General features: G+C 64.0%; 12 protein-coding genes and 2 CRISPR repeat arrays. Of the genes, 2 read left to right on the top strand and 10 right to left on the bottom strand.

Annotation, left to right across the window (positions count from 1 at the left end):
• The first annotated feature begins 196 nt into the window (after positions 1-196).
• A complete protein-coding gene (dcp, locus tag J7357_RS05580) occupies positions 197-2,356 on the top strand; it encodes a peptidyl-dipeptidase Dcp (protein ID WP_209245309.1) in 2,160 nt (719 codons plus the stop codon).
• 85 nt (positions 2,357-2,441) lie between these two features.
• On the opposite strand, the gene J7357_RS05575 is transcribed toward dcp, so the two are convergent.
• The 10 genes from J7357_RS05575 to cas1f form a co-directional block, all read right to left on the bottom strand.
• Positions 2,442-3,041, bottom strand: a complete 600-nt coding sequence (locus J7357_RS05575) for a hypothetical protein (protein ID WP_209245308.1) — start codon at positions 3,039-3,041, stop codon at positions 2,442-2,444.
• A 329-nt stretch (positions 3,042-3,370) separates the two neighbouring features.
• Positions 3,371-6,454: direct repeats of the CRISPR family, unit length 28 nt; unit sequence TTTCTGAGCTGCCTACACGGCAGTGAAC.
• 130 nt (positions 6,455-6,584) lie between these two features.
• Positions 6,585-6,878 carry a type I-F CRISPR-associated endoribonuclease Cas6/Csy4 gene (gene cas6f / locus J7357_RS05570; protein ID WP_209245384.1) on the bottom strand — a complete coding sequence of 98 codons (294 nt, stop codon included), beginning with the start codon at positions 6,876-6,878 and terminating at the stop codon, positions 6,585-6,587.
• Entirely contained in the window at positions 6,841-7,266 is a 426-nt protein-coding gene (locus tag J7357_RS05565; protein ID WP_209245307.1) for a hypothetical protein, read from the bottom strand. Before J7357_RS05565 ends, cas6f (J7357_RS05570) begins: the two co-directional genes overlap by 38 nt.
• An 8-nt stretch (positions 7,267-7,274) precedes the next feature.
• Positions 7,275-8,204 carry a hypothetical protein gene (locus J7357_RS05560; protein WP_209245306.1) on the bottom strand — a complete coding sequence of 310 codons (930 nt, stop codon included), beginning with the start codon at positions 8,202-8,204 and terminating at the stop codon, positions 7,275-7,277.
• A gap of 224 nt (positions 8,205-8,428) precedes the next feature.
• Positions 8,429-11,335: direct repeats of the CRISPR family, unit length 28 nt; unit sequence TTTCTGAGCTGCCTACACGGCAGTGAAC.
• Between the two features lie 129 nt (positions 11,336-11,464).
• Positions 11,465-12,031, bottom strand: a complete 567-nt coding sequence (gene cas6f / locus J7357_RS05555; RefSeq protein WP_209245305.1) for a type I-F CRISPR-associated endoribonuclease Cas6/Csy4 — start codon at positions 12,029-12,031, stop codon at positions 11,465-11,467.
• 9 nt (positions 12,032-12,040) lie between these two features.
• Entirely contained in the window at positions 12,041-13,090 is a 1,050-nt protein-coding gene (csy3, locus tag J7357_RS05550; protein WP_209245304.1) for a type I-F CRISPR-associated protein Csy3, read from the bottom strand.
• A 27-nt stretch (positions 13,091-13,117) separates the two neighbouring features.
• Positions 13,118-14,107, bottom strand: coding sequence for a type I-F CRISPR-associated protein Csy2 (gene csy2, locus J7357_RS05545; RefSeq protein ID WP_209245303.1), 990 nt, complete (start codon positions 14,105-14,107; stop codon positions 13,118-13,120).
• Positions 14,104-15,468, bottom strand: a complete 1,365-nt coding sequence (csy1, locus tag J7357_RS05540; RefSeq protein ID WP_209245302.1) for a type I-F CRISPR-associated protein Csy1 — start codon at positions 15,466-15,468, stop codon at positions 14,104-14,106. The genes csy2 and csy1 overlap by 4 nt, the downstream gene beginning before the upstream one ends.
• A gap of 91 nt (positions 15,469-15,559) precedes the next feature.
• Entirely contained in the window at positions 15,560-18,976 is a 3,417-nt protein-coding gene (gene cas3f / locus J7357_RS05535) for a type I-F CRISPR-associated helicase Cas3f (RefSeq protein ID WP_209245301.1), read from the bottom strand.
• Positions 18,973-19,959, bottom strand: a complete 987-nt coding sequence (gene cas1f / locus J7357_RS05530; RefSeq protein WP_209245300.1) for a type I-F CRISPR-associated endonuclease Cas1f — start codon at positions 19,957-19,959, stop codon at positions 18,973-18,975. The genes cas3f and cas1f overlap by 4 nt, the downstream gene beginning before the upstream one ends.
• Before the next feature lie 297 nt (positions 19,960-20,256).
• Between cas1f and lepB the strand changes: the two genes are divergently transcribed.
• Entirely contained in the window at positions 20,257-20,886 is a 630-nt protein-coding gene (gene lepB, locus J7357_RS05525) for a signal peptidase I (RefSeq protein WP_209245299.1), read from the top strand.
• Positions 20,887-20,916 lie beyond the last annotated feature (30 nt).

The following is a 20,916-nucleotide window of genomic DNA, read 5'->3' as shown; positions in this document are numbered from 1 at the left end:
GCGCGGTGCGCCGGCCGGCCTGGGAATCGCGCTGCGGGCCCCGTGCTGGTGGCGCCGGCGCCAGGCCCGCGCCCGGCGATCTGTACGCCGGCTGGCTGCCGTGCCGGGCCGAGCCAATGGCACATGCCGCTGCCATGCAAACCCGGTAACGTGGGCGGCTGTCTTGGCCCCAAGGTCCTCCCAGGAGTTCCACCTCATGTCGCGTAACGTCGTTCTGGCCGCTGCCATCAGCCTGGCGCTGGCCGCCTGTTCCGGTAAGGAGTCCACCCCCGTGCCCGCCGCCCCCGCTGCCCCGGCCGCCGCGCAGCCCGCCGCCGCCGCCAACCCGCTGCTGACCCCCAGCACGCTGCCGTTCCAGGCGCCGCCGTTCGACAAGATCAAGGACAGCGACTACCTGCCGGCGTTCGAAGAAGGCATGAAGCAGCACCTGGCCGAGATCCGCAAGATCGCCGACAACCCGGAGCCGGCCACCTTCGCCAACACGCTTGAAGCGATGGAGCGCAGCGGCGAGACCCTGACCCGCGTGTCGCGCATCTTCTTCGGCCTGGTCCAGGCCGACACCAACGATGCCCGCCAGAAGATCCAGGAAGAGATCGCGCCCAAGCTGGCCGCGCACCAGGACGAGATCAGCCTGGATCCGAAGCTGTTCGCGCGCATCAAGAGCCTGTACGACCAGCGCGACACGCTGACCCTCGACCCGGAGCAGAAGCGCCTGGTCGAGTACGAATATCAGGAGTTCGTGCGTGCCGGCGCGCAGCTGTCCGACGCCGACAAGGCCACCCTGCGCAAGCTCAACGTCGAAGAGACCACCCTGGCCACGCAGTTCCACACCAAGCTGGTCGCGGCCACCGCCGCCGGTGCGGTGGTGGTGGACGACAAGGCCAAGCTCGACGGCATGTCCGACGGCGACATCGCCTCGGCCGCGCAGGACGCCACCGCGCGCAAGCTCGACGGCAAGTACCTGCTGGCCCTGCAGAACACCACCCAGCAGCCGGTGCTGGCCTCGCTGAAGGACCGCGACCTGCGCCAGCAGGTGATGGCCGCCTCGCAGTCGCGCGCCGAGAAGGGCGACGCCAACGACACCCGCCAGACCGTGCAGCGCCTGGCGCAGCTGCGCGCGCAGAAGGCCAAGCTGCTCGGCTTCGACAGCTACGCCGCCTACAGCCTCAGCGACCAGATGGCCAAGACCCCGGCCGCGGCGCTGAAGCTGCTCACCGACACCGTGCCCGCCGCCACCGCCAAGGCGCGCAGCGAAGCGGCCGAGATGCAGAAGGTGATCGACGCGCAGAAGGGCGGCTTCAAGCTCACCGCCGCCGACTGGGACTTCTACGCCGAGCAGGTGCGCAAGGCCAAGTACGACCTCGACGAAGCGCAGATCAAGCCGTACTTCGAACTGGACAACGTGCTGCAGAACGGCGTCTTCTACGCCGCCAACCAGCTGTACGGCCTCACCTTCAAGGAACGCACCGACATCCCCACCTACCACGACGGGATGAAGGTCTATGAAGTGTTCGACAAGGACGGCAAGTCGCTGGCGCTGTTCTACACCGACTACTTCAAGCGCGACAGCAAGTCCGGCGGCGCTTGGATGGACGAGTTCGTCGGCCAGAACGGCCTGACCGGTACCAAGCCGGTGGTCTACAACGTCTGCAATTTCACCAAGCCCGCCCCGGGCCAGCCGGCGCTGCTGAGCTTCGACGACGTCACCACCATGTTCCACGAGTTCGGCCATGCGCTGCACGGCATGTTCTCCAACGTGAAGTACCCGACCCTGGCCGGCACCTCCACCTCGCGCGACTTCGTCGAATTCCCCTCCCAGTTCAACGAGCACTGGGCGTCGGATCCGAAGGTGTTCGCGCACTACGCCAAGCACTACCAGACCGGCGAAGCGATGCCGGCCGACCTGGTGGAGAAGATCAAGAAGTCGCGCACCTTCAACCAGGGCTACGCCACTACCGAGTACCTGTCGGCCGCGCTGCTCGACCTGTCCTGGCACACCCTGCCGGCCGACGCGCCGCTGCAGGACGTGGACAAGTACGAGGCCGACTCGCTGAAGAAGTACAAGGTGGACCTGGCCGAAGTACCGCCGCGCTACCGCACCACCTATTTCGACCACATCTGGGGCGGCGGTTACTCGGCCGGCTACTACGCCTACTTCTGGTCGGAAGTGCTCGACGACGACGCGTTCCAGTGGTTCAAGGAACACGGCGGCCTGACCCGCGCCAACGGCGACATCTTCCGCGCCAAGATCCTCTCGCGCGGCAACACCGTCGACCTGGCCACCCTGTACCGCGATTTCCGCGGCAAGGACCCCAGCGTCGAGCCGCTGCTGGAAAACCGCGGTCTGAAGAACTGATCGGCGCTGCGCCGATCGGGTGTGTGGAGAACGGGATGGCCTTGTGTTCATCCCGTTTTTTGTTGGGGAGTTGAGCGTGCGCTTGCTAATGCAGCCGTTCGCTTTCCGCAGGCGGCGCGACTGGCTCCAGTGCATAGACCGCACGCGCCTCGCGCACGCTGCTGGGCGTCGGTGCGCGCAGTGGCTGGCAGGCGATCTTCAGAAGTAGCGCCCGCATCGCATTCGCTGCATCGCACAGCGTGCCGTCCATCTTCGGCAATGTCTGCCCAGCGCGTTCGGTCGCATCGCCGACCGCCACCATCTGCGCGTGGGCCGATATCGTCTCGGCCAACAGGGTGAGACGGTCGATCTGCTCTTGCGTGATCCGAAACCCGCTGTCGTCTGCATCCAGCTCGGCCTTGGTGGTGGCAGGGCGCCCGGCGCTGTACATCGTGTCGATCCGCTGTGCTGGATAAGACAACACGTCCAGTACCACATCCACCTGATCGGCCAGCAATTCCAGGCACAACGCCAACTCGCCCATGCGCACTTTCGGCTCTGCGGCCCGCTCCTCGGCCTGCGTGCGCGGCTGCGCCAGCCGGGCCAGGAACCGCACGTGATCGCGCAGCTTCACCAGACGGAACTGGCTATCCTCCGGCAGGAAATAGCCGGGCATGTCTTCGTCGTCCAAACGGTCGTGCGACATCGTTGCCTCCTCGTTCCATCAAGGGGTGCGCCCGCCAAGAACGGCGGACGGGAAGTCGGGAGGTTCGAAACCGCTAGTAGCCGGCGGGCGTATTTCCCCGAAGGGTGTTGTATTAGCCGCCCTCCCGACGCAGGCATCGCGTCGGCTTGCGCTTGCAAAGCATGCAGGCACAAAAAACCCACCGGTTTGTCGGAGGTGGGTACCGCTACTAGAGGAGTTTCGACGCTCCTTGAGTCAAGAGTGCGACTGACTGGTGAGCGTGTCAATAGCGCAAGTTAGAGATTTTCGCCAGTGACATTGGCCATTTCGCTGTGTGTTGGTTGCTATCGTCTTTGAGCTGCCTGGCAATGAGCCAGCTTGCGAAAGAACATTGCAAGTGCTCGACTTTCTGAGCTGCCTACAAGGTAGCGAACAACCCCCGCCGGAGTGTCGCAGCACTTCACCTGTTTTTGAGCTGCCTACACGGCAGTGAACCTGCCGCCTGGGTTGGCGTGCACGGTCTTGTGTTTCTGAGCTACCTACACGGCAGTCAACCTAGTTCTTACGGAGGGCGGCAAGGCGGCCTCTTTGCTGAGCCGACTACGCGGCAGTGAACGCGGCCGCCGGCTTTGCGCTGGACGCGCTACATTTCTGAGCTGCCTACCCGGCAGTGAACCAGATTTCCATGCTTCAGCGCCTGCAGTCGTTTTTCTGAGCTGCCTACGCGGCAGTGAACGCAGGCGTTCATGCGACTGTGTGAGCTATACGTTTCTGAGCTACCTACGCGGCAGTGAACCCAGAATCCGACGCCTACGTTGCGAAGTCGATTTTTTGAGCTGCCTACGCGGCAGTGACCCGCGGGCGGACACGGCGCCGCCGGTGCTGATTTGCTGAGCTGCCTACACGGCAGTGAACCCCAGCGCTTGCGCGCTGGACTCGGAGAGCGATTTCTGAGCTGCCTACGCGGCAGTGAACGCGCCCGACGTTGCCTATCTCTCGCGCATTGATTTCTGAGCTGCCTACGCGGCAGTGAACTATGGCAACTACCCTCGCGGCCACTGGCTGCATTTCTGAGCTGCCTACGCGGCAGTGACCTCACCTGTCGGTGACGCCAGACGACCTGCGACTTTCTGAGCTGCCTACACGGCAGTGAACCGCATGACCCCAACCATCACCCCCGAGGCGCTTTTCTGAGCTGCCTACACGGCAGTGAACGTCCGTTAGCCGCCGTCGCCGTCCCGGCAGTATTTCTGAACTGCCTACACGGCAGTGAACCGGTCCGATGCGAGCCGGCACCGGTTGCGGTATTTCTGAGCTGCCTACACGGCAGTGAACAGGATCAACGCGGCGCTAAGGTCTGCCCGTTTTTTCTGAGCTGTCTACACGGCAGTGAACTAGATGGGCACGTCTCAGTCCTTCGGCTTGGTTTTCTGAGCTGCCTACACGGCAGTGAACACAGTCGGCCCGAGCTTCGCCACCCAGCGCATTTTCTGAGCTGCCTACACGGCAGTGAACCCCTTGATGCCGGCGCACGGGTTCGGCAAGGATTTCTGAGCTGCCTACACGGCAGTGAACCGTCCAGCTCGCGCAGGCCTGTCGTGATGCCCTTTCTGAGCTGCCTACACGGCAGTGAACGACGAGGCGCGCGCCGAGGTGGCGAAGATCTGTTTCTGAGCTGCCTACACGGCAGTGAACATCAAGGAGACCCCCGAAGGATTCAAGGTCTTTTTCTGAGCTGCCTACACGGCAGTGAACGGCGTCCATGCGCCCGCGCAGGACGCGGGCGTTTTCTGAGCTGCCTACGCGGCAGTGAACGTGGCCAGCTGCAGGCACGCAAACTGGCATCGTTTCTGAGCAGCCTACGCGGCAGTGAACTCCGGCCCTCACTGCCGCGTTCGGGGAACTAGTTTCTGAGCTGCCTACGCGGCAGTGAATAGCCCCGCCCCTGGGGGTCGAAGTCGCGACCTTTCTTAGCTGCCTACGCGGCAGTGAACCTGGAGCGCGTTTGTCGTCGCTTCCATCTCCTTTTCTGAGCTGCCTACCCGGCAGTGAACTTGCAGGCCGCCGTGCGTGGCGACATCATCAATTTCTGAGCTGCCTACGCGGCAGTGAACTGAGCCGGCGCGGCGCTGCTCAGGCGCCCGCGTTTCTGAACTGCCTACGCGGCAGTGAACATGGAGGTGCCGCGGGTGGTGCTTAACATGCATTTCTGAGCTGCCTACACGGCAGTGAACTACACCGCGCTGCTTGCCGGCAGAACGTATGCTTTCTGAGCTGCCTACACGGCAGTGAACCATGGGGAAACCGGCGAACTGTCGCTGGAAGATTTCTGAGCTGCCTACACGGCAGTGAACAACGCGTGCCCAGCACATGGCGATGGCGAGCATTTCTGAGCTGCCTACACGGCAGTGAACGTCTCGGTGGAACTCTTGGCCGCGCGCCCATTTTTCTGAGCTGCCTACACGGCAGTGAACTCTCCGGTCAGCCCGGCCAGCGTTGCGCAGACTTTCTGAGCTGCCTACACGGCAGTGAACGGCGCGCGCGCCAAGGCCGCGGCCTGAGTCATTTTCTGAGCTGCCTACACGGCAGTGAACCCATGCGCCCGTATCGCTTAGGGGCGTCCTGTTTTCTGAGCTGCCTACACGGCAGTGAACGGTTCGGCGTGGTGATGCTCAATTTCCGATTATTTCTGAGCTGCCTACACGGCAGTGAACTACGGATGTCGAACGTCGCAACGTCGGGCGATTTTCTGAGCTGCCTACACGGCAGTGAACACGAGCAGAACTGTTCCGGTCATAACGAAAAATTTCTGAGCTGCCTACACGGCAGTGAACGGTCGGCCAATGCCTCTTTCGCCGTGCGTACTTTTCTGAGCTGCCTACACGGCAGTGAACTTGTTTTTCCGGCCTTCGGCGGCCTGCATGTCTTTCTGAGCTGCCTACACGGCAGTGAACGGTGTGCCATGGCGGCATGCTCCGGTTATGTTTTTCTGAGCTGCCTACACGGCAGTGAACCCAGCGGAAAAGGCGATGTGGCGATCAGTGCTTTTCTGAGCTGCCTACACGGCAGTGAACTTCGCCGGGCTGGGCCTTGAGTTGGATCAAGATTTCTGAGCTGCCTACACGGCAGTGAACGAGAATGGTGCCGTGACCGGCATCACGATCAATTTCTGAGCTGCCTACACGGCAGTGAACGAGGTCTTCGAGCGTGAACTCGCGGTTGAACATTTCTGAGCTGCCTACACGGCAGTGAACTCTTGCGTCCCGGCAAGCCTCCCCGAGGTCAATTTCTGAGCTGCCTACACGGCAGTGAACGGGTTTGGTAGGGTGCGGCTCCACCGCGATAGTTTCTGAGCTGCCTACACGGCAGTGAACGGCCGATAGACCTCGTACGCCTGCTTCTCGCTTTTCTGAGCTGCCTACACGGCAGTGAACTAGCCCCACCATTCTCCAAGTCTTTGACGGAGAAAGGAAACCTGCAAAGAAAAGCAGCCGCCCCCTTTGCTGGAGCCGGCTGCCAAGTGCTTGATTTCAATAGGGCACTCGACGTGCTTGGGAGAAAGGGTCAAAACCAGGGAATGGTGGCCCCGCTGCTGAGTCCGTAGCTGTTGAACGTGCCAGGCACCGGTTCCTGCAGCAGGGGTCCATGCCGCACGAACAGGGGGAACGCGGCCTGGCCGGTGCTGCGGCTGCCCAGCACCACGAACGGCAGCCGCAATCGTTCGGCCGCGGTGTCCGGGATGCGTTCGGCTGCCGCGTCGGCGCTCAAGCCGTGCCGACGCAAGGCGCGTGTCCGGACTCCTTCTTTACTCGCCGTTACATCAGCCGTCTTCGCAACGTCGCAAGGCGTCTCGGCCAGAAGCGTTAGCCAGGCAGGAAAGCGCGGCGAGGGCTTCCTTCCGTTGGCCCAGGGTCAGCGGCGTCTCGGCAATCGATTCGGGGTGGGCAGAGAGCGACTTGGCCCGCTCGATCACGCGGGCTTTCAACGCGTCGTCTTTCACGTTGCCGAGGGCGCGCGCGAGCAGGCGGGTTTGCGCTACGAAGTTCGCATTGAGCGAATCGCGTTGTTGCTCGGCGTTCTTGGGCGATCCGTCGGTGCTGGCGAGCACCATCGATGTATCCAGCCAATGCCAGGCGGCGGCCGATGCGTCGGCACGGGAAAGCGCATAACTACCACCCACCGCGCCTCCGACGACCGCGCCAACTGCGCTTGCGGCCAAGGCCAAGCCAATTGTCGAGAGCTTCATCGATTTCCTCATAGGACCTGGAGCCAGCACTTGAGCACCACACCCGCCGAGGTGGCACAGAACAGCCAGACCTCACCGGCGCGGCCGGTGGAGCCACGGGCACCATAGGCGACGTTTGGCGGGTTCCAGTCGACCACCATCGGATCGCCACCGCCTCCGGCACTCCCCGAACCCGCATCGGGAAGCGGGCTGCCATTCACGGCCCGAGCCGTGCCGGCAATGTACTTATCCGCGCTTGGTGCCGCAAAATTGATCTCGAAGCATGCACTGTCCCCATTGTTGAAGACCGCACATACACGCGGATCCTTGCCGAAGAACTGCTTCATTTTGTTCGACAGCAGCTGCCGGAATGCGGCCTTGAGGCCCCTGCCAGCCCATGCGGGATTCTTCTCGGTCAATGCTTTGAAGATCTCCAGCGATGTGGCTTCCGCGTTGCGCCCAACGAAAGAACCGTAGTAATCACTGTTGGGCATCACGATCACCTGATCTGTCTTCGTCAGGTCGATGATGGCTCCAACTTCTGCCGCTTCTTGGCTACTTGCGTTCCACTGGTCGATCTGCCATTTGTCTCCTGGCCCGGCTGCTGCGATTGCGTCGACTTCCGCCTGACGTGCGGTGACGCCCGTATAGGCTTGGTTGGAGAGCGACATCGCCTTGCCTGGGGCAACGGCCTTCGGCCCCGTCTGGGCCTGTGGACTTCCGCCGCCGGCGTTCGGGTTGAACAGGATCGAGAAAAGCATCGTGGTCTTGGTGTCGGGATTGACCACCAGAACATCGTAGGTGCCTCCAACGCGACCGATTTCGGCTTTGGCGGCGTTCTGGAACGAGGCGGGTGTGTTGCACGTGATGCAGAGACTCACCAGGTCCGACGCTGGTGCCGGGTTGCTGATTCCCAGCCAGGCAACTGCAACCAGGAAAACCGACGTCCAATGCTTCATGTCACTCTCCATGTTGACTTGCGTACGACGAACTCCACTTCCTGAGTGGGGCCGACGGACCGTAGCATGGTGCCGATAGGCGAGCAATCTCTGTTGTCGCGCACGTGGCTTGGAACGTTATTGCCTGGGAGAAGGGCGCCTGCTGCGAAAGCGAAAAAAAGACTTCAAACGACGCTTCGCTGCGGCCAACGCCATTAACGGTCTCAGGCCTTGCGGACTGGCCGATTTCGAGTCGCCTGTACGGCAGTGAACATGATCTTTAGTCGGTCGATGTTGTGGATCAACTATGAGCTGCCTACGCGGCAGTGAACGTCCGGTCGACCAACTGCTCGATCACGTGCGTTTTTTGAGCTGCCTACACGGCAGTGAACCTAAAGGCCCTTTACAGCCCTTTAAAGGTAATTTCTGAGCTGCCTACACGGCAGTGAACCTTGTCGTCGAAAATCCCGTAGAGCGCGGCCATTTCTGAGCTGCCTACACGGCAGTGAACAACAAGTCGCTCGACGGCGTCGGCGCCATGATTTTCTGAGCTGCCTACACGGCAGTGAACTGGTCCGAGCAGGAACGGCCGCGCCGGGTGAATTTCTGAGCTGCCTACACGGCAGTGAACGCTTGCTCTGCCATCTCTGCGCGCTGCTGTTTTTTCTGAGCTGCCTACACGGCAGTGAACATGGGCAGACTGAAGTCAGTGCCTAACAGGCTTTTCTGAGCTGCCTACACGGCAGTGAACTATGGGTCATGGTCAACTATGCGTTACGCGTATTTCTGAGCTGCCTACACGGCAGTGAACGCGAGAGGCTTGTTGTTTGGGTGCTGCGGCGTTTTCTGAGCTGCCTACACGGCAGTGAACGGCGGCGTCGGCCGCCCGCAGATTCTCCTGCATTTCTGAGCTGCCTACACGGCAGTGAACCTGCCGCCTGGGTAGGCGTGCACGGTCTTGTGTTTCTGAGCTGCCTACACGGCAGTGAACCGAGGTGTCGAACTACAGTGAGGAATGGCGCCATTTCTGAGCTGCCTACACGGCAGTGAACGATCTGCGGTGCGTTCATGCTGCCCTCGTGATTTTCTGAGCTGCCTACACGGCAGTGAACCTGCCTGCACATCGGCCTGAGCGCCACGCCATTTTCTGAGCTGCCTACACGGCAGTGAACCACCGCTGATTCCTGTTGCATTCGCCCACCAATTTCTGAGCTGCCTACACGGCAGTGAACTCCTGGCGCCAGCGCGACTCCGGCCGATCCTTTTTCTGAGCTGCCTACACGGCAGTGAACTGACGAGCGCGCCGATGATCATGGGCATGTTATTTCTGAGCTGCCTACACGGCAGTGAACTGCGACTAGTGCACGTCTGCCCGTGATCCCAATTTCTGAGCTGCCTACACGGCAGTGAACCACTGCGTGGCGTCTCAGATCGACATCACCAATTTCTGAGCTGCCTACACGGCAGTGAACGCGGCGCGAATCGCTTGCTGCAGAGGGGTTTCTTTCTGAGCTGCCTACACGGCAGTGAACCGAAGACAGACCGCGCCCAACGTCACGACGCTTTTCTGAGCTGCCTACACGGCAGTGAACGAGCAGCAGTGCCCAGGTAGCGGACGGGGGGATTTCTGAGCTGCCTACACGGCAGTGAACCTGAATCAGGATGACGCTAGCATTGGGCTTGATTTCTGAGCTGCCTACACGGCAGTGAACTGTGCGACCTCCAAGAACTCATGGCCGCATTCTTTCTGAGCTGCCTACACGGCAGTGAACGGCGCCGCCGCGTGTTCGCTGTCCTCGATACTTTTCTGAGCTGCCTACACGGCAGTGAACGGCCGTGGCGTACTCGGCTTCCACCTTTGCGATTTCTGAGCTGCCTATACGGCAGTGAACTCGCACGGCGCTGTGCGGCGGGTTGAACATCATTTCTGAGCTGCCTATACGGCAGTGAACCGCGCGCCGCGTCTGCGTCTTGCGCCCGTCGATTTCTGAGCTGCCTATACGGCAGTGAACTCACGCGGCACGCGCCTCCGCGGGCTGCTGCATTTCTGAGCTGCCTATACGGCAGTGAACGCCGCCCGTTGGCAAGGCCGCCGTTGCGCAGTTTTCTGAGCTGCCTATACGGCAGTGAACCAGGGCGGCTTCAGCTTCACGCAATGGCCGCTTTTCTGAGCTGCCTATACGGCAGTGAACTCCACCACGTCCCGAGCGCCGGCGTTGTGGTATTTCTGAGCTGCCTATACGGCAGTGAACGAGTCGCTAGGCCTGCGGTCTCCCTATCCTATTTTCTGAGCTGCCTATACGGCAGTGAACGTACAGCGCGGCGCGCAGCTTCTTGCTGAAGTTTTCTGAGCTGCCTATACGGCAGTGAACACGATGCTGCTCATGATTTGGACTTTCATAGTTTTCTGAGCTGCCTATACGGCAGTGAACGCGCTGCTTCACGGCGCGCGTGGTACTGGCTATTTCTGAGCTGCCTATACGGCAGTGAACTCGAGGGTGCCAGGGTCTCTATCGTCGCGCATTTTCTGAGCTGCCTATACGGCAGTGAACGGCGCACCACCGTCGTAGATGGGGGCGGTCCATTTCTGAGCTACCTATACGGCAGTGAACCGTTGCCGTGGTCGTCCATGAAACGCGTCTTGTTTCTGAGCTGCCTATACGGCAGTGAACGACACGCATCGCCTCTCGCGAATCGCTCCAGCTTTCTGAGCTGCCTATACGGCAGTGAACACGCGGGCGTTGTCGGCGCTGGCATCGATCCATTTCTGAGCTGCCTATACGGCAGTGAACGGGCTACAGCCTCTACCCCGAGGACATGGTGTTTTCTGAGCTGCCTATACGGCAGTGAACACCGAACAACACAGCGTTGGTCTTGGTGCCAATTTCTGAGCTGCCTATACGGCAGTGAACATTTACCGACACCCCAGCCCCCGGCACCCCCCTTTCTGAGCTGCCTATACGGCAGTGAACCGTGTACTGCATGAGCACTTCCAGCAGTTGCATTTCTGAGCTGCCTATACGGCAGTGAACACAGTGCGGAACGACCATGGGCAAGACAGGGTTTTCTGAGCTGCCTATACGGCAGTGAACTGCAAGATGCGAGGTTACATTCACACCGACAATTTCTGAGCTGCCTATACGGCAGTGAACTAGCCTCGCCATTCTCCAAGTCTTTGACAGAAGAAGGAAATCTGCAAAGAAAAGCAGCCGGCCCCTTTGCTGGAGCCGACTGCCAAGTGCTTGATTTAATAGGGCACTCGACGTGCCTTGGAAAAAGGGTCAGAACCAGGGAATGGTGGCCCCATGGCTGAGCCCATAGCTGTTGAACGTACCAGCCACCGGTTCCTGCAGCAGGGGCCCATGCCGCACGAACAAAGGGAACGCGGCCTGGCCGGTGCTGCGGCTGCCCAGCACCACGAACGGCAGCCGCAATCGTTCGGCCGCGGTGTCCGGGATACGTTCGGCTGCCGCATCGGCGCTCAAGCCGTGCCGGCGCATGGCGCGACGGCGCAGGCGTTCGGGGCTGCTCTTGGCCTGGACGCGCGTCACCTGCCGATGCTGTGCAGTGGCGGGCACCTCGGCAATGTCGGCAATGTGCAAATGATCGTGCATGCCCCGCAGCCAGGCGGCCGCCATCAGGCTGTGTAGGGCGCTGTCGTTGCCGTGCAGGCGCAGTTGCGTCCCCAGGGTTGGCAGCGCGTCGTCATAGCCCGGGAAGCTGACGCCGATGCCGTTGCTGCCCAGGTCCACCAGGCCGCGGTGCAGGCGTGCATACAGCGCGCCCAGCAGTTGGTGCGGCGCCAGATCCGGATCGGGCCGTAGGCGGAGGTCGAGATAGTGCTGCATGGCCGCGCCTCAGTTCGAGTCGCCGAACACGCCGCCGCGGATCAGCGTGGCGACGACGAAGTGCTGTTGCTCCACGCTCGGGACCTTGTCCTTGATTACCCAGGCATCGAGCAGGGTGTAGAAATCCTGCTTGTCCTTGGGCTGCCGGTAGGCCTTGCCCTGAGTGGTGACCGAGCCATACGGCTCAACGGCGATCGCGCCGTTCTCCTCGACGCCGGGGTACCAGGTGTCGATGGTGCGCAGGGCATTGCCGATCTTTTGCGAGTGGATGGCGGCCACGGCCTTGTCGCCTTCGCCGACGGCGTAGAGGGTCTTGCTCTTGTCGCCGCGGCCGCGCTCCAGGATCAGTTCCTGCGAGGGAAACACTTCCTGGCCGGCGCCGATCCGAACGAAGGCGGTGACCTGCAGCAGCACATGCGCGGTGCCGGCCAGGCCATCGGCGATGGTGGAGGCGAGGGCATCGAGATCGCCGGCCGCGTCGGCCGGCGCGGCCAGGTCGCGCAGGCCATGGTCGTGCGCCTGGAAGGTCCACTGTGCGCTTGGCGCGCCGTTGCGCAGGTGGGCGACGTGGATCTCCACCTGCTCGGCGCCGACGCGGTTGCGCCACAGGAAGCGGCCGTTGGCGAGATTGGCCGCGTAACGGCGCGCCAGTTCGCCGAAACCGTGCTGGTGGCGGTAAGCCTCGACGGTGGCGCGGAGTTTGGCGCGGTAATCGGCATCGTTGCAGGCGGACGGCGCGCCGGTACCGCCGAGCACGCGCAAGGTGAACTGGACTTTCAGGGTATCGGCGTCCAGCGGCAGCGCGGCCACGTCCACGGTCTGCAGGTTGGGGTTCTGGATGGCGGCATCCAGCTTGGTGGGGTCGGATTGTTCCTTGCTCTTATCCTTGAGCCGATTGGAGATGGTGCCGCGCACCGATTTCTCGCGGACGCGGACCGGTTGCCAGTCGCCGGCCGCATCGCGTGCGGACCAGGCACCGGCAAAGAACAAGGCATCGGAGGGGTCCAGCTTGCGCTCGAAGGCGAGGACGGAGGCGGTCTTGAGGGTGTCGTTGGTCATGGTGGAATTCCTTGTCGTGATGGGCGATCAATCGAAATCGTCGGCCGTCGGGACGACGGCGGGGCGGTAGTCGTTGCGGCAGCGGTACAGTCCGGCGTCGGGTTGGCTGTCGGCATACCAGAGCAGGTGTTGCGGCGTCGGCAGCCGGTGCGGGCTGATCCACTCGCCCACCGAGTACAGGCTTTCGACGAAGCGGAACGGCGTCTGGGCGTCGCGGGCATTGGCGACGCTGCCGGGCGCGTGCACCTCGCCGAGCGCGCCGTAGCCGACCGGGATCGGCACGATCCAGCCGCGGCCGCTGCGGTCGTTTTGCCACTCGCCCTTGCCATCGGCCGCATCCACGTAGCGCCAGTTGATGCGCGACAGCGAGAGCCACGCATCCAGGTTGGTCGCATCGGCTGCGTGCTGCTGCAGCTCGGCCCGTCGGGCATCGAGCAGGTCGTCGCGTGCCACCAGGGCAAAGCCCGGCAGCAGCCGCAGCTGCAGGTTGCGGAACAGCGCCTGCTGGTCGGCGGCCGTACCGGTGAAGGGGATCACCTGCGGCTGGTGGCGGGGGCGTGCACGTTGCTGCATCGGCAGCAGGCTACCGCCGGCGATGCGCATGCCGGCGAGCAGGTCGGTCACCACGGCCAGATCCGCCGCGTGGCTCGCGGGGTCGCGCAACCAGCGGTCGCTATGCACCGCGAAGACCAGGCTCAGCTCCAGGTGGATACGGCCTTCCTCGACGATGGCCGCGGTCTTGCCGTCCTTGTCCACCGGGTTGCGGGTCAGCCGGAACGCCTTGACGAAGCCGCCCTCGGTGACCTGTTCCTGGTGGTCGTGGCAGATCACGCCGACGGCGTTGAAGGCCAGATCCAATCCGGCTTTGCGTGCCTTGCGTTCCAGCGCCCACATCAGCCCGAGGAAGGCGGTGATCGACGGGAAGCCGTGGGTGAGCGGGCTGGACACGGCATTGGCGTTCTGCACGTGCAGGTGTGGGACCACCAGCAGGTGGTCGAAGGGAGGGCAGCCGCTCATGCCGTGCCTCCCGCCGGCGCGCGCCGTTGCATCGGCACCGGCCAGGCGGCGTCGACGATGGCCACCCCTACCCAATGTCGCCATTGGTCGTCGCCCAGGCCGACGATGCCGGCGTCGCGCAGGCGGTCCTTGATCCAGGCGGCGAACTGCCCGGCGACTTCGTTCGGCCAATCGGCAACGTCATAGGCCTTGATGAAGGCGAGATCCTGCTGTTCCCATTCGGGATGTTCGGGGTCCACCCGGACTGGCAGCGCCACGCGCTCCGGATCCAGCCAGAGTTGTTGGCACTGCGGCAGCACGCAGTCCGGATGGCGGCTCCAGCCCGGTTCGAACCGCACCGTGGTCTCGGCGGCGAACAACACCAGCTTGTCGACCAGGGCATATTCCATTTCCTCGCGGATCTTCCGGGTCGCCATGGTCTGGGGAGGTTCGGTAGCCAGGAAAGCGGCCAGCGCCTTGATCAACTTCGGTACGTCCTCGAAATAGGCGAACCGTTCCATCGCCGAGTCCAGCCGCAGCAAGGTGCGCGGGCGCTCGCGGTTCCACCGCGGCGGCAACGAGGCCAGCAGGTAGTTGATGCCGCCGCGCTCGCTGTTGAGCTGGCTGATGTTCTGCGGTTTGGTGCCGCCCAGCTTGCGGGCCACGAGGTTGCGGTAGTCCCGATAGTCGCCGTCGAATGCTTGTTTGGCGCGGAAGGCCTGCCGTGCCTGCGTGTTGCGCTCGCCGAAGCGCGCCTCGCGGATGTCGTCATGCACGGCGTGGGCCAGGCTGCTGGAGAACAACGGCTGCAACAACTGGTAGTGGCTGTCGTCCTCCGGTTCCTCGCCGACCAGCCAGTAGACCTGCTTGGCGGCTTCGTGCGAGGACGGCTGCGCGTCGTGGCGGACCAGATTGCGGAAGGCGCCCATCCAGCGGCTGGCGACCTCGGCATCGGCATGCAGCGCTGCGCGCAGGTCGTCGTCGCCGTCCTGCATCCAGTCGCGCAGGCGCCGGCCATCGACCTCCAGTTTGAGTAGCTTGAATACGTCCAGCGCCGCGGCGTTACCGACCACGTCCTCGGCAAAGCTGGGGCCGAGCAGGTGGCTGCCGACCTCGGAGTGCGCCGGTAAGGCCGTGGGATCGACATGCAGGCTGCTGCCACGCGCGTCGGGGTGGGTGGCCTTGAGCACATGGGTCACCGCCTGGATCTGGCCGACCCGCCGTGCCGCGTCCGCCAGCCAGGTTTCGTAGTCGTACTTGGATGCCGTTGCGGCACCGTCCTCCTTGCCCTTCAGCTTGGCCTCGCGCCGCCCGTCGATGAAGGCGGCGATGGCCGAGCGGAAGCGTTCGGAGCGTCTTGCATGTTCCGATTCTTCTGTCATTGCGAGTCCTTTCAGTTGCTTGGGTGGTTTTCTACAACTGCTCAAGACAACATGCTGTTGCTGTTCTGAAGGCACCTCCAAAGAGCGAAGCTCATTCCACAGACTTGAAGCCCAGCAATGGGTGCCATCCCCATTGCTTCCCCTTTTGCCGCTCCCGCACATTCACCGTCATCAACCGCTCCGCGCAGTCCCGCAGCGCCAGGTCGAGTTGCCCGGCCTGCTCGGCGAGCAGAGCCATCAGATCGAACGCGCCCCACGGGCTGACGCCTGGCCCCTGTTCGAATGAGATGCGCACGTACTCGCTCTGTTCCACGGCCGTGTACAGCGGGGCGCCGCGCCGCACTTCGTCGCGCTCGATGCGGTGCAGAACCAGATGTTCCTCGTCCTCGTCCGGCAGCAGCACCAGGGTGACCGTCCCCATGGTGTCGTGGCGGAACGGCTGCTGTTGCGGCAGGACGCCGGTGAGCATGGCTTGCGGGGTCTGCCAGGCGGAGGCGGCATTGAGCGCGAACGGCGCCGCACTGCGCCGCGACTTCTGCGTCGGGGAGTGCGGTTTGCACTGCATCGCCTCGAGTAGCCGCGCATGCTCCAGATCGCAAAGGCGTTCGCGCGGAAGCAAGGGGGGCTCCGGCACCTGGATGCGCGGCAGCGCGGTCAGCACGCGGTACTCGTCCTCGCGCAGCAGCTTGCCGAGCCGGTGGGTCTGCAGGCGGAAGCGGTCGCTCGGATGGCCGCTGGCGTCCTGCTGCTCGAACCCGGGGTGCACGTAGGCCAAGGTGTCGCTGCCGTTGCCGCGGAAGTGGCGCAGGTTGGTATCGAAGATCAGCAGGTTCGGCACCGTGCCGGGCATGCGCCGATGGCGTTGCACGCGACCGCCCAACTGGATCAGCGAGCGCAGCGAGGATGGCTCGGTCACGGCCCAGTCCGCATCCCAGTCGCGGCCTACCTCGCACACCGGCGAGGCGAGGACCACGAACACCTGCTCCGGCTCCGGGTGTGCGTCGATCGCCCTGCGTATCGCGGGTGCGCGATACGCCGCGTCCGGCTGACGCCGGTCGAACGCGGTATCGAGCAGGTGCTCGATCGCCGAGCGCTGCAGCAGCGGAAAGCGCGCGTGGTAGATGCACAGATGCAGCCTGACACCAGGCGGAGCGCCGAGCCGGGACAGCGCACGCGCCACGTCGATCAGCGGGTCGATGTTGGCCATTCGCACCAAACCGAAGCTGACGCGCTTGCCGCTGACCGGGTCGGACTGCGCATGCGCGCCGTGCAGTTGCAGGATCGCCTCGCGCACGTGCTGGGCGAACTCGGCGGCGATCTGCTCGGGTTGCCGGCCCTGGATCCGCAGTGCGATCAGTTCGCCGCGGCGCAACGGCGCCGCTTGGCGCAACTTGCCCGCGCGCTTGGCGACGAACTGGGCATGCTGGGCGGCAAAGGCGGCCGCATCGGCGCAGGCGCCACCGTGTGTGCCGAACTCGTCGGCCCACAGGCAATGGACCTCGATCGGCGCATTGGCGCTGCCCCCATCCGCGCCGCGGTTGCGCCGGAAGTGCGCACGCCCGGCGCGGTAGGCGGCGTACATGCCTTCGACCAGGGCCGGCGGTAGCGTGGCCGACGACAGCAGCACGCGGCTGCCGAGCATGCCGGCCCAGTGCACGAGCCGCCCGAGCGCAGGCAGGTCGTCGATGTCGTAGTCGTCCAGTTCGTCGAGGATCAGGTCGGCGCTCATCAATCGCAGCATCGGCGCGATCTGGCGGCCACCACGCAGCGATTCGGTGGCCGGCACCATGTGGTCGACGGTGCAGACCAGCATCGGCGCGGACAGCAGCTTGCGCATCTTCGGGTCGTGCAGTGCCCGGGACAGCAGCGGGTGCTGGGTTACCGCGCCTTCGTAGACGAGGTGGCTGTCTTCCTCCAGCAACGACTGCGCCGAGGCAGAGCCGGTGGCCGCGGCCTGCCGTGCGTGATGATCGAACAACGGCGTGCTGGCGGTGCCGCCGATCAGCATCGCCAATTCGTCGTCGCTCAGATGCAGGTCGGTGCGATAGCTGTCGGCGGTCTGCCGGGTGAGCGTACGCAGGCCGAGCGCGTAGGTCAGCCGCAAGCCCAGTTGCGGGTCTGCCAGTGCATAGAGAATGCGCGCGTTGGCCAGGGTCTTGCCGCAACCGGTGGAGGCCATGTTGACGATGAAGGCGCCATGCGCGCGTGCAGGCTCGCGCAGCGCCGTTGCATGATCGGCCGCCTTGTCCTGCCAGGCGAAGCGGGGATCGGCGCTTCGCTTGCGCAGGCCGCGATGCTGCGCCAGCCGCGGCAGATGCCGTTCTACGCCGGGCAATGCATGCGCGATCAACCCCGCCGTATGGGCGACGCCCAGCAGATGCTCGTCCAGGGACTGATTGCACACGATGGTGCCGGCCCGGTTGCGGGTGGTGTTGGCAGCCAGCATGGCGTCTTGCTGCAGATGTCGCGTCCGTTCGGAAACGGGCTGGTCATTGCGGTCCAAGCCCAGGCGGGAATAACTGTGGTCGGCGAGCATCAGGCTGAGTCGCGCCAGGTGCATGACGTAGGGGTTGTCGAGCCAGCCGTCGGGACGCCGCAAGCGCAGAGCATCCAGGCGCCCGGCCAGGCGCGCCGCCTGCGCGCGCCACGCCGGTGTGGCGACCGGCAGCGGACCGGCCAGCGTCCAGTACGTTGCCACATGGTCGCGATCGGCGTGGCCGCGGACCTCGTTCCAGTGATGCTCGACCAGCGACAGCGGCTCGTCCAGCCAGCTTGGTGTGGCATGGCGCACGCGTCTGCCAAGCCAGCTCTGGATACCATCCTCCTCGTAGGGCTCAAGCGGCAGGCGGTGATGGGTCAGGATCAGCCAAGCGACGGCGGCAGCCAGGGGCGGCAGCTCGCGGAACGGGTAGCCAGGAGCCTCATCCAGCCCGTCGCGCCGGTAGCGTCCTTCGGCTGTCCAGATAGGCGCGTGGTCGACTTCGGCATCGGCCAGGCGCCGCAACCAGCCGGCATCGTCGTCCTCGCCGACGAAGGCCTGGAACAGCCGCAGCGACACCCATTCGTGGCGATACAGGTTGCGCTCTTGCAGTGCGCCGCGCAGCCGCGCCTGGAACGCGATGCTGGCCTTGCCCAGGTCGTGCAACAGCGCCGCCAGTTGCGCCAGTAAACGGATGTCCTCGGCGCAGTGCCAGTCGTTTTCGTCTTCGCGGCGCAGGATGTTGCGCTCGGTACGGTTGGTGGGCACTGCGCCGTAGAGATTGAAACGGCTGGCGTCGCCGACCACCCACAGCAGTTCGCTATGGTCCAGGCCGCGAATCCAGTGGCAGGCCACCGCGGTGTTCTTGCGCGCGGTGCGGCGCAGCAGCTTGCGCAAGGTATCCAGGCCGGCGCGGGTGATCGGCGTCTGCCAGGTGCGGTCGCCGCGCCGTTCGGCGAACTGGTCCAGGATGCGGCGGCTTTCCTTGAGGGCGCGCTTGTCGCACTGGGAGACCAGCAGGACGTTCATTGCGCCTGCCCGCGTTGCAGCGCCTGGGTTGCCAGTGCCACGTTCTTCAGTGTGTCGATCATGAAGTCCAGCGACTCGCTGCGCGCGAGCGCTTCGATGCAGTGTTGCCGGAATGCCTGCTCGTCGTCGCCGCGCATGGCAGAGAGGAAGGCCTGCGGCAAGATGCTGGCATCCTTGACCAGATCGGCAGCATCGAACACCAAGCCGCCGCGTCGTGTCTTGCCGTGGAGCACGGCGAGACCGTGCGGCAGACCCAGGACCCAGGTCGCGCTCGCCGCCAGTCCATACGCCAGGTAGTTGCCGTGATCGAGGAAGCGATTGGCCGCATCGGTGCCGGTTCCGCGCTTGGCGCGGGTGAAATCGCCGTAGCCGACGGTATCGACGGCCAGCTTGAACAAGGCTTTGGTCAACCGCGCTTCCTCGGTGAGCAGGGCCGTGTTGTCCTGTGCCAGGTCGATGGCACTGATCGAGCGCGCCAACAGTGCCTGCAACCGCGCCGGCTCGGGGGCAAATCCGGCGTCTTTCAACGCACGCTGCTGCCATTGTTCGCCGATCCGCTGTGCACGTGCACGCTGGAACGCCTTGGCTGCGCTGAGGCGTAGATCATCGTCGAACCAGAATCCGACCCACGCCTGCAGATACTCCGTCGGGCGGTACTCGCTCTGCGGCGAGAACCAGACGACCTCGACGTCCATTTCGTTGGCAGAAAACAAGGGAGTGCCGCCACCGCCGCAGAACCCCACCAACACCCCGGCCTTGGCCAGTTCACGCATCGCCGCCTGGGTGATTGATGTGCCGGTTCCTAACAACACTGTGGTGGTGTTGGCGATCGGGATGTTCCAGTACAGCGAACGCTTGCCGGCATCGGTGACGTACTCGACGCGGCCGCCATTCACCAGCACACGGCAGTGCTGCAGGTAGTAGAGATTGGCGCGCTTTGAATGCAGGATCGTTTTCAAATCCGACGGCGAGAGATCGTCCATGTCGTCCCCTGCGGGTCCTGGAGCGGATTGGTATGTCCGATAAGCAGGCCCGTCCTCCGCATACTAGCGGCGAATGCGGTTGTCCGGCGCTCCTTCCGGTGGACAAATCAAAGTCCGACGCCACAGCTGGAATTCGTCATGGCGTTCCCGGATGCTCTTCGCCCGCGATGGCCTCTCAGTACGTGACGCCACCAAGGCGGCAATGCCATGCCTTTCGTCACTGGCCCCCCGAGCCGCCGAGCGCGCACTGTCGCGATGACACATCCCGTGCCGCCCGCGCTCATCCCAGGTGCCCCCATGACCCACGCCGATCCACATGCCACCCGCCTGCAGCGCGCCGCGCGCTGGACCCGCAAGGAACTGGTGCCGATGGCGGTGATGCTGTTGCTGCTCACCGCCGCGCGGTCGTCCTTCGCCAATCACTACGTGGTGCCCTCCGGCTCGATGCAGCCGACGCTGCAGCCCGGCGATCGCGTTGCCGTCGACATGAGCGCCTACGGGCTGCGCGTGCCGTTCACCGAGTACCGCGTGTTCGAACGCGGTCGGCCGCAGCGCGGCGACGTGGCGGTGTTCGATTCGCCGCACGACGGCACGCGCTTGATCAAGCGCGTGGTGGCGGTGGCGGGCGACCGTGTGGATGTGCGCGATGGCCATCTCTCCATCAACGGCCAGCCGCTGCAGGTGGGCGCAGCAGGCGATGAGGAACGGTTCGGTGCGCGCATCGCGCGGCTCGACCTGGACGCAGGCGGCGGCCCGGACCTGCACGGCGTGCGCGTACCGCCCGGCAAACTGCTGGTCATGGGCGACCATCGCGGCGACAGTTTCGATGGCCGCTACTTCGGCTTCGTCGATGCCGACAGCGTCTACGGCAAGGCGCTGGCGGTGTTCTACCGCCACGGCGAGGGATTCGAGTGGGCGCGGCTGTAGGGCGCGGCTAACGACGAGGGAGCGTGCTCC

Origin of the sequence: Xanthomonas sp. D-109 (genome assembly GCF_017746095.1) — a bacterium.
GTDB classification, from domain to species: domain Bacteria; phylum Pseudomonadota; class Gammaproteobacteria; order Xanthomonadales; family Xanthomonadaceae; genus Xanthomonas_A; species Xanthomonas_A sacchari.
Note: the sequence above shows the minus strand (reverse complement) of the source record. Positions and strands in the feature narration are given on the sequence as shown.

What these genes read in the sequence shown, in the direction of transcription:
- dcp (WP_209245309.1), top strand. Translation starts at nt 197, where the DNA reads ATGTCGCGTAACGTCGTTCTGGCCGCTGCCATCAGCCTGGCGCTGGCC.
- J7357_RS05575 (WP_209245308.1), bottom strand. Translation starts at nt 3,041, where the DNA reads ATGTCGCACGACCGTTTGGACGACGAAGACATGCCCGGCTATTTCCTG.
- J7357_RS05565 (WP_209245307.1), bottom strand. Translation starts at nt 7,266, where the DNA reads ATGAAGCTCTCGACAATTGGCTTGGCCTTGGCCGCAAGCGCAGTTGGC.
- J7357_RS05560 (WP_209245306.1), bottom strand. Translation starts at nt 8,204, where the DNA reads ATGAAGCATTGGACGTCGGTTTTCCTGGTTGCAGTTGCCTGGCTGGGA.
- cas6f (WP_209245305.1), bottom strand. Translation starts at nt 12,031, where the DNA reads ATGCAGCACTATCTCGACCTCCGCCTACGGCCCGATCCGGATCTGGCG.
- csy3 (WP_209245304.1), bottom strand. Translation starts at nt 13,090, where the DNA reads ATGACCAACGACACCCTCAAGACCGCCTCCGTCCTCGCCTTCGAGCGC.
- csy2 (WP_209245303.1), bottom strand. Translation starts at nt 14,107, where the DNA reads ATGAGCGGCTGCCCTCCCTTCGACCACCTGCTGGTGGTCCCACACCTG.
- csy1 (WP_209245302.1), bottom strand. Translation starts at nt 15,468, where the DNA reads ATGACAGAAGAATCGGAACATGCAAGACGCTCCGAACGCTTCCGCTCG.
- cas3f (WP_209245301.1), bottom strand. Translation starts at nt 18,976, where the DNA reads ATGAACGTCCTGCTGGTCTCCCAGTGCGACAAGCGCGCCCTCAAGGAA.
- cas1f (WP_209245300.1), bottom strand. Translation starts at nt 19,959, where the DNA reads ATGGACGATCTCTCGCCGTCGGATTTGAAAACGATCCTGCATTCAAAG.
- lepB (WP_209245299.1), top strand. Translation starts at nt 20,257, where the DNA reads ATGACCCACGCCGATCCACATGCCACCCGCCTGCAGCGCGCCGCGCGC.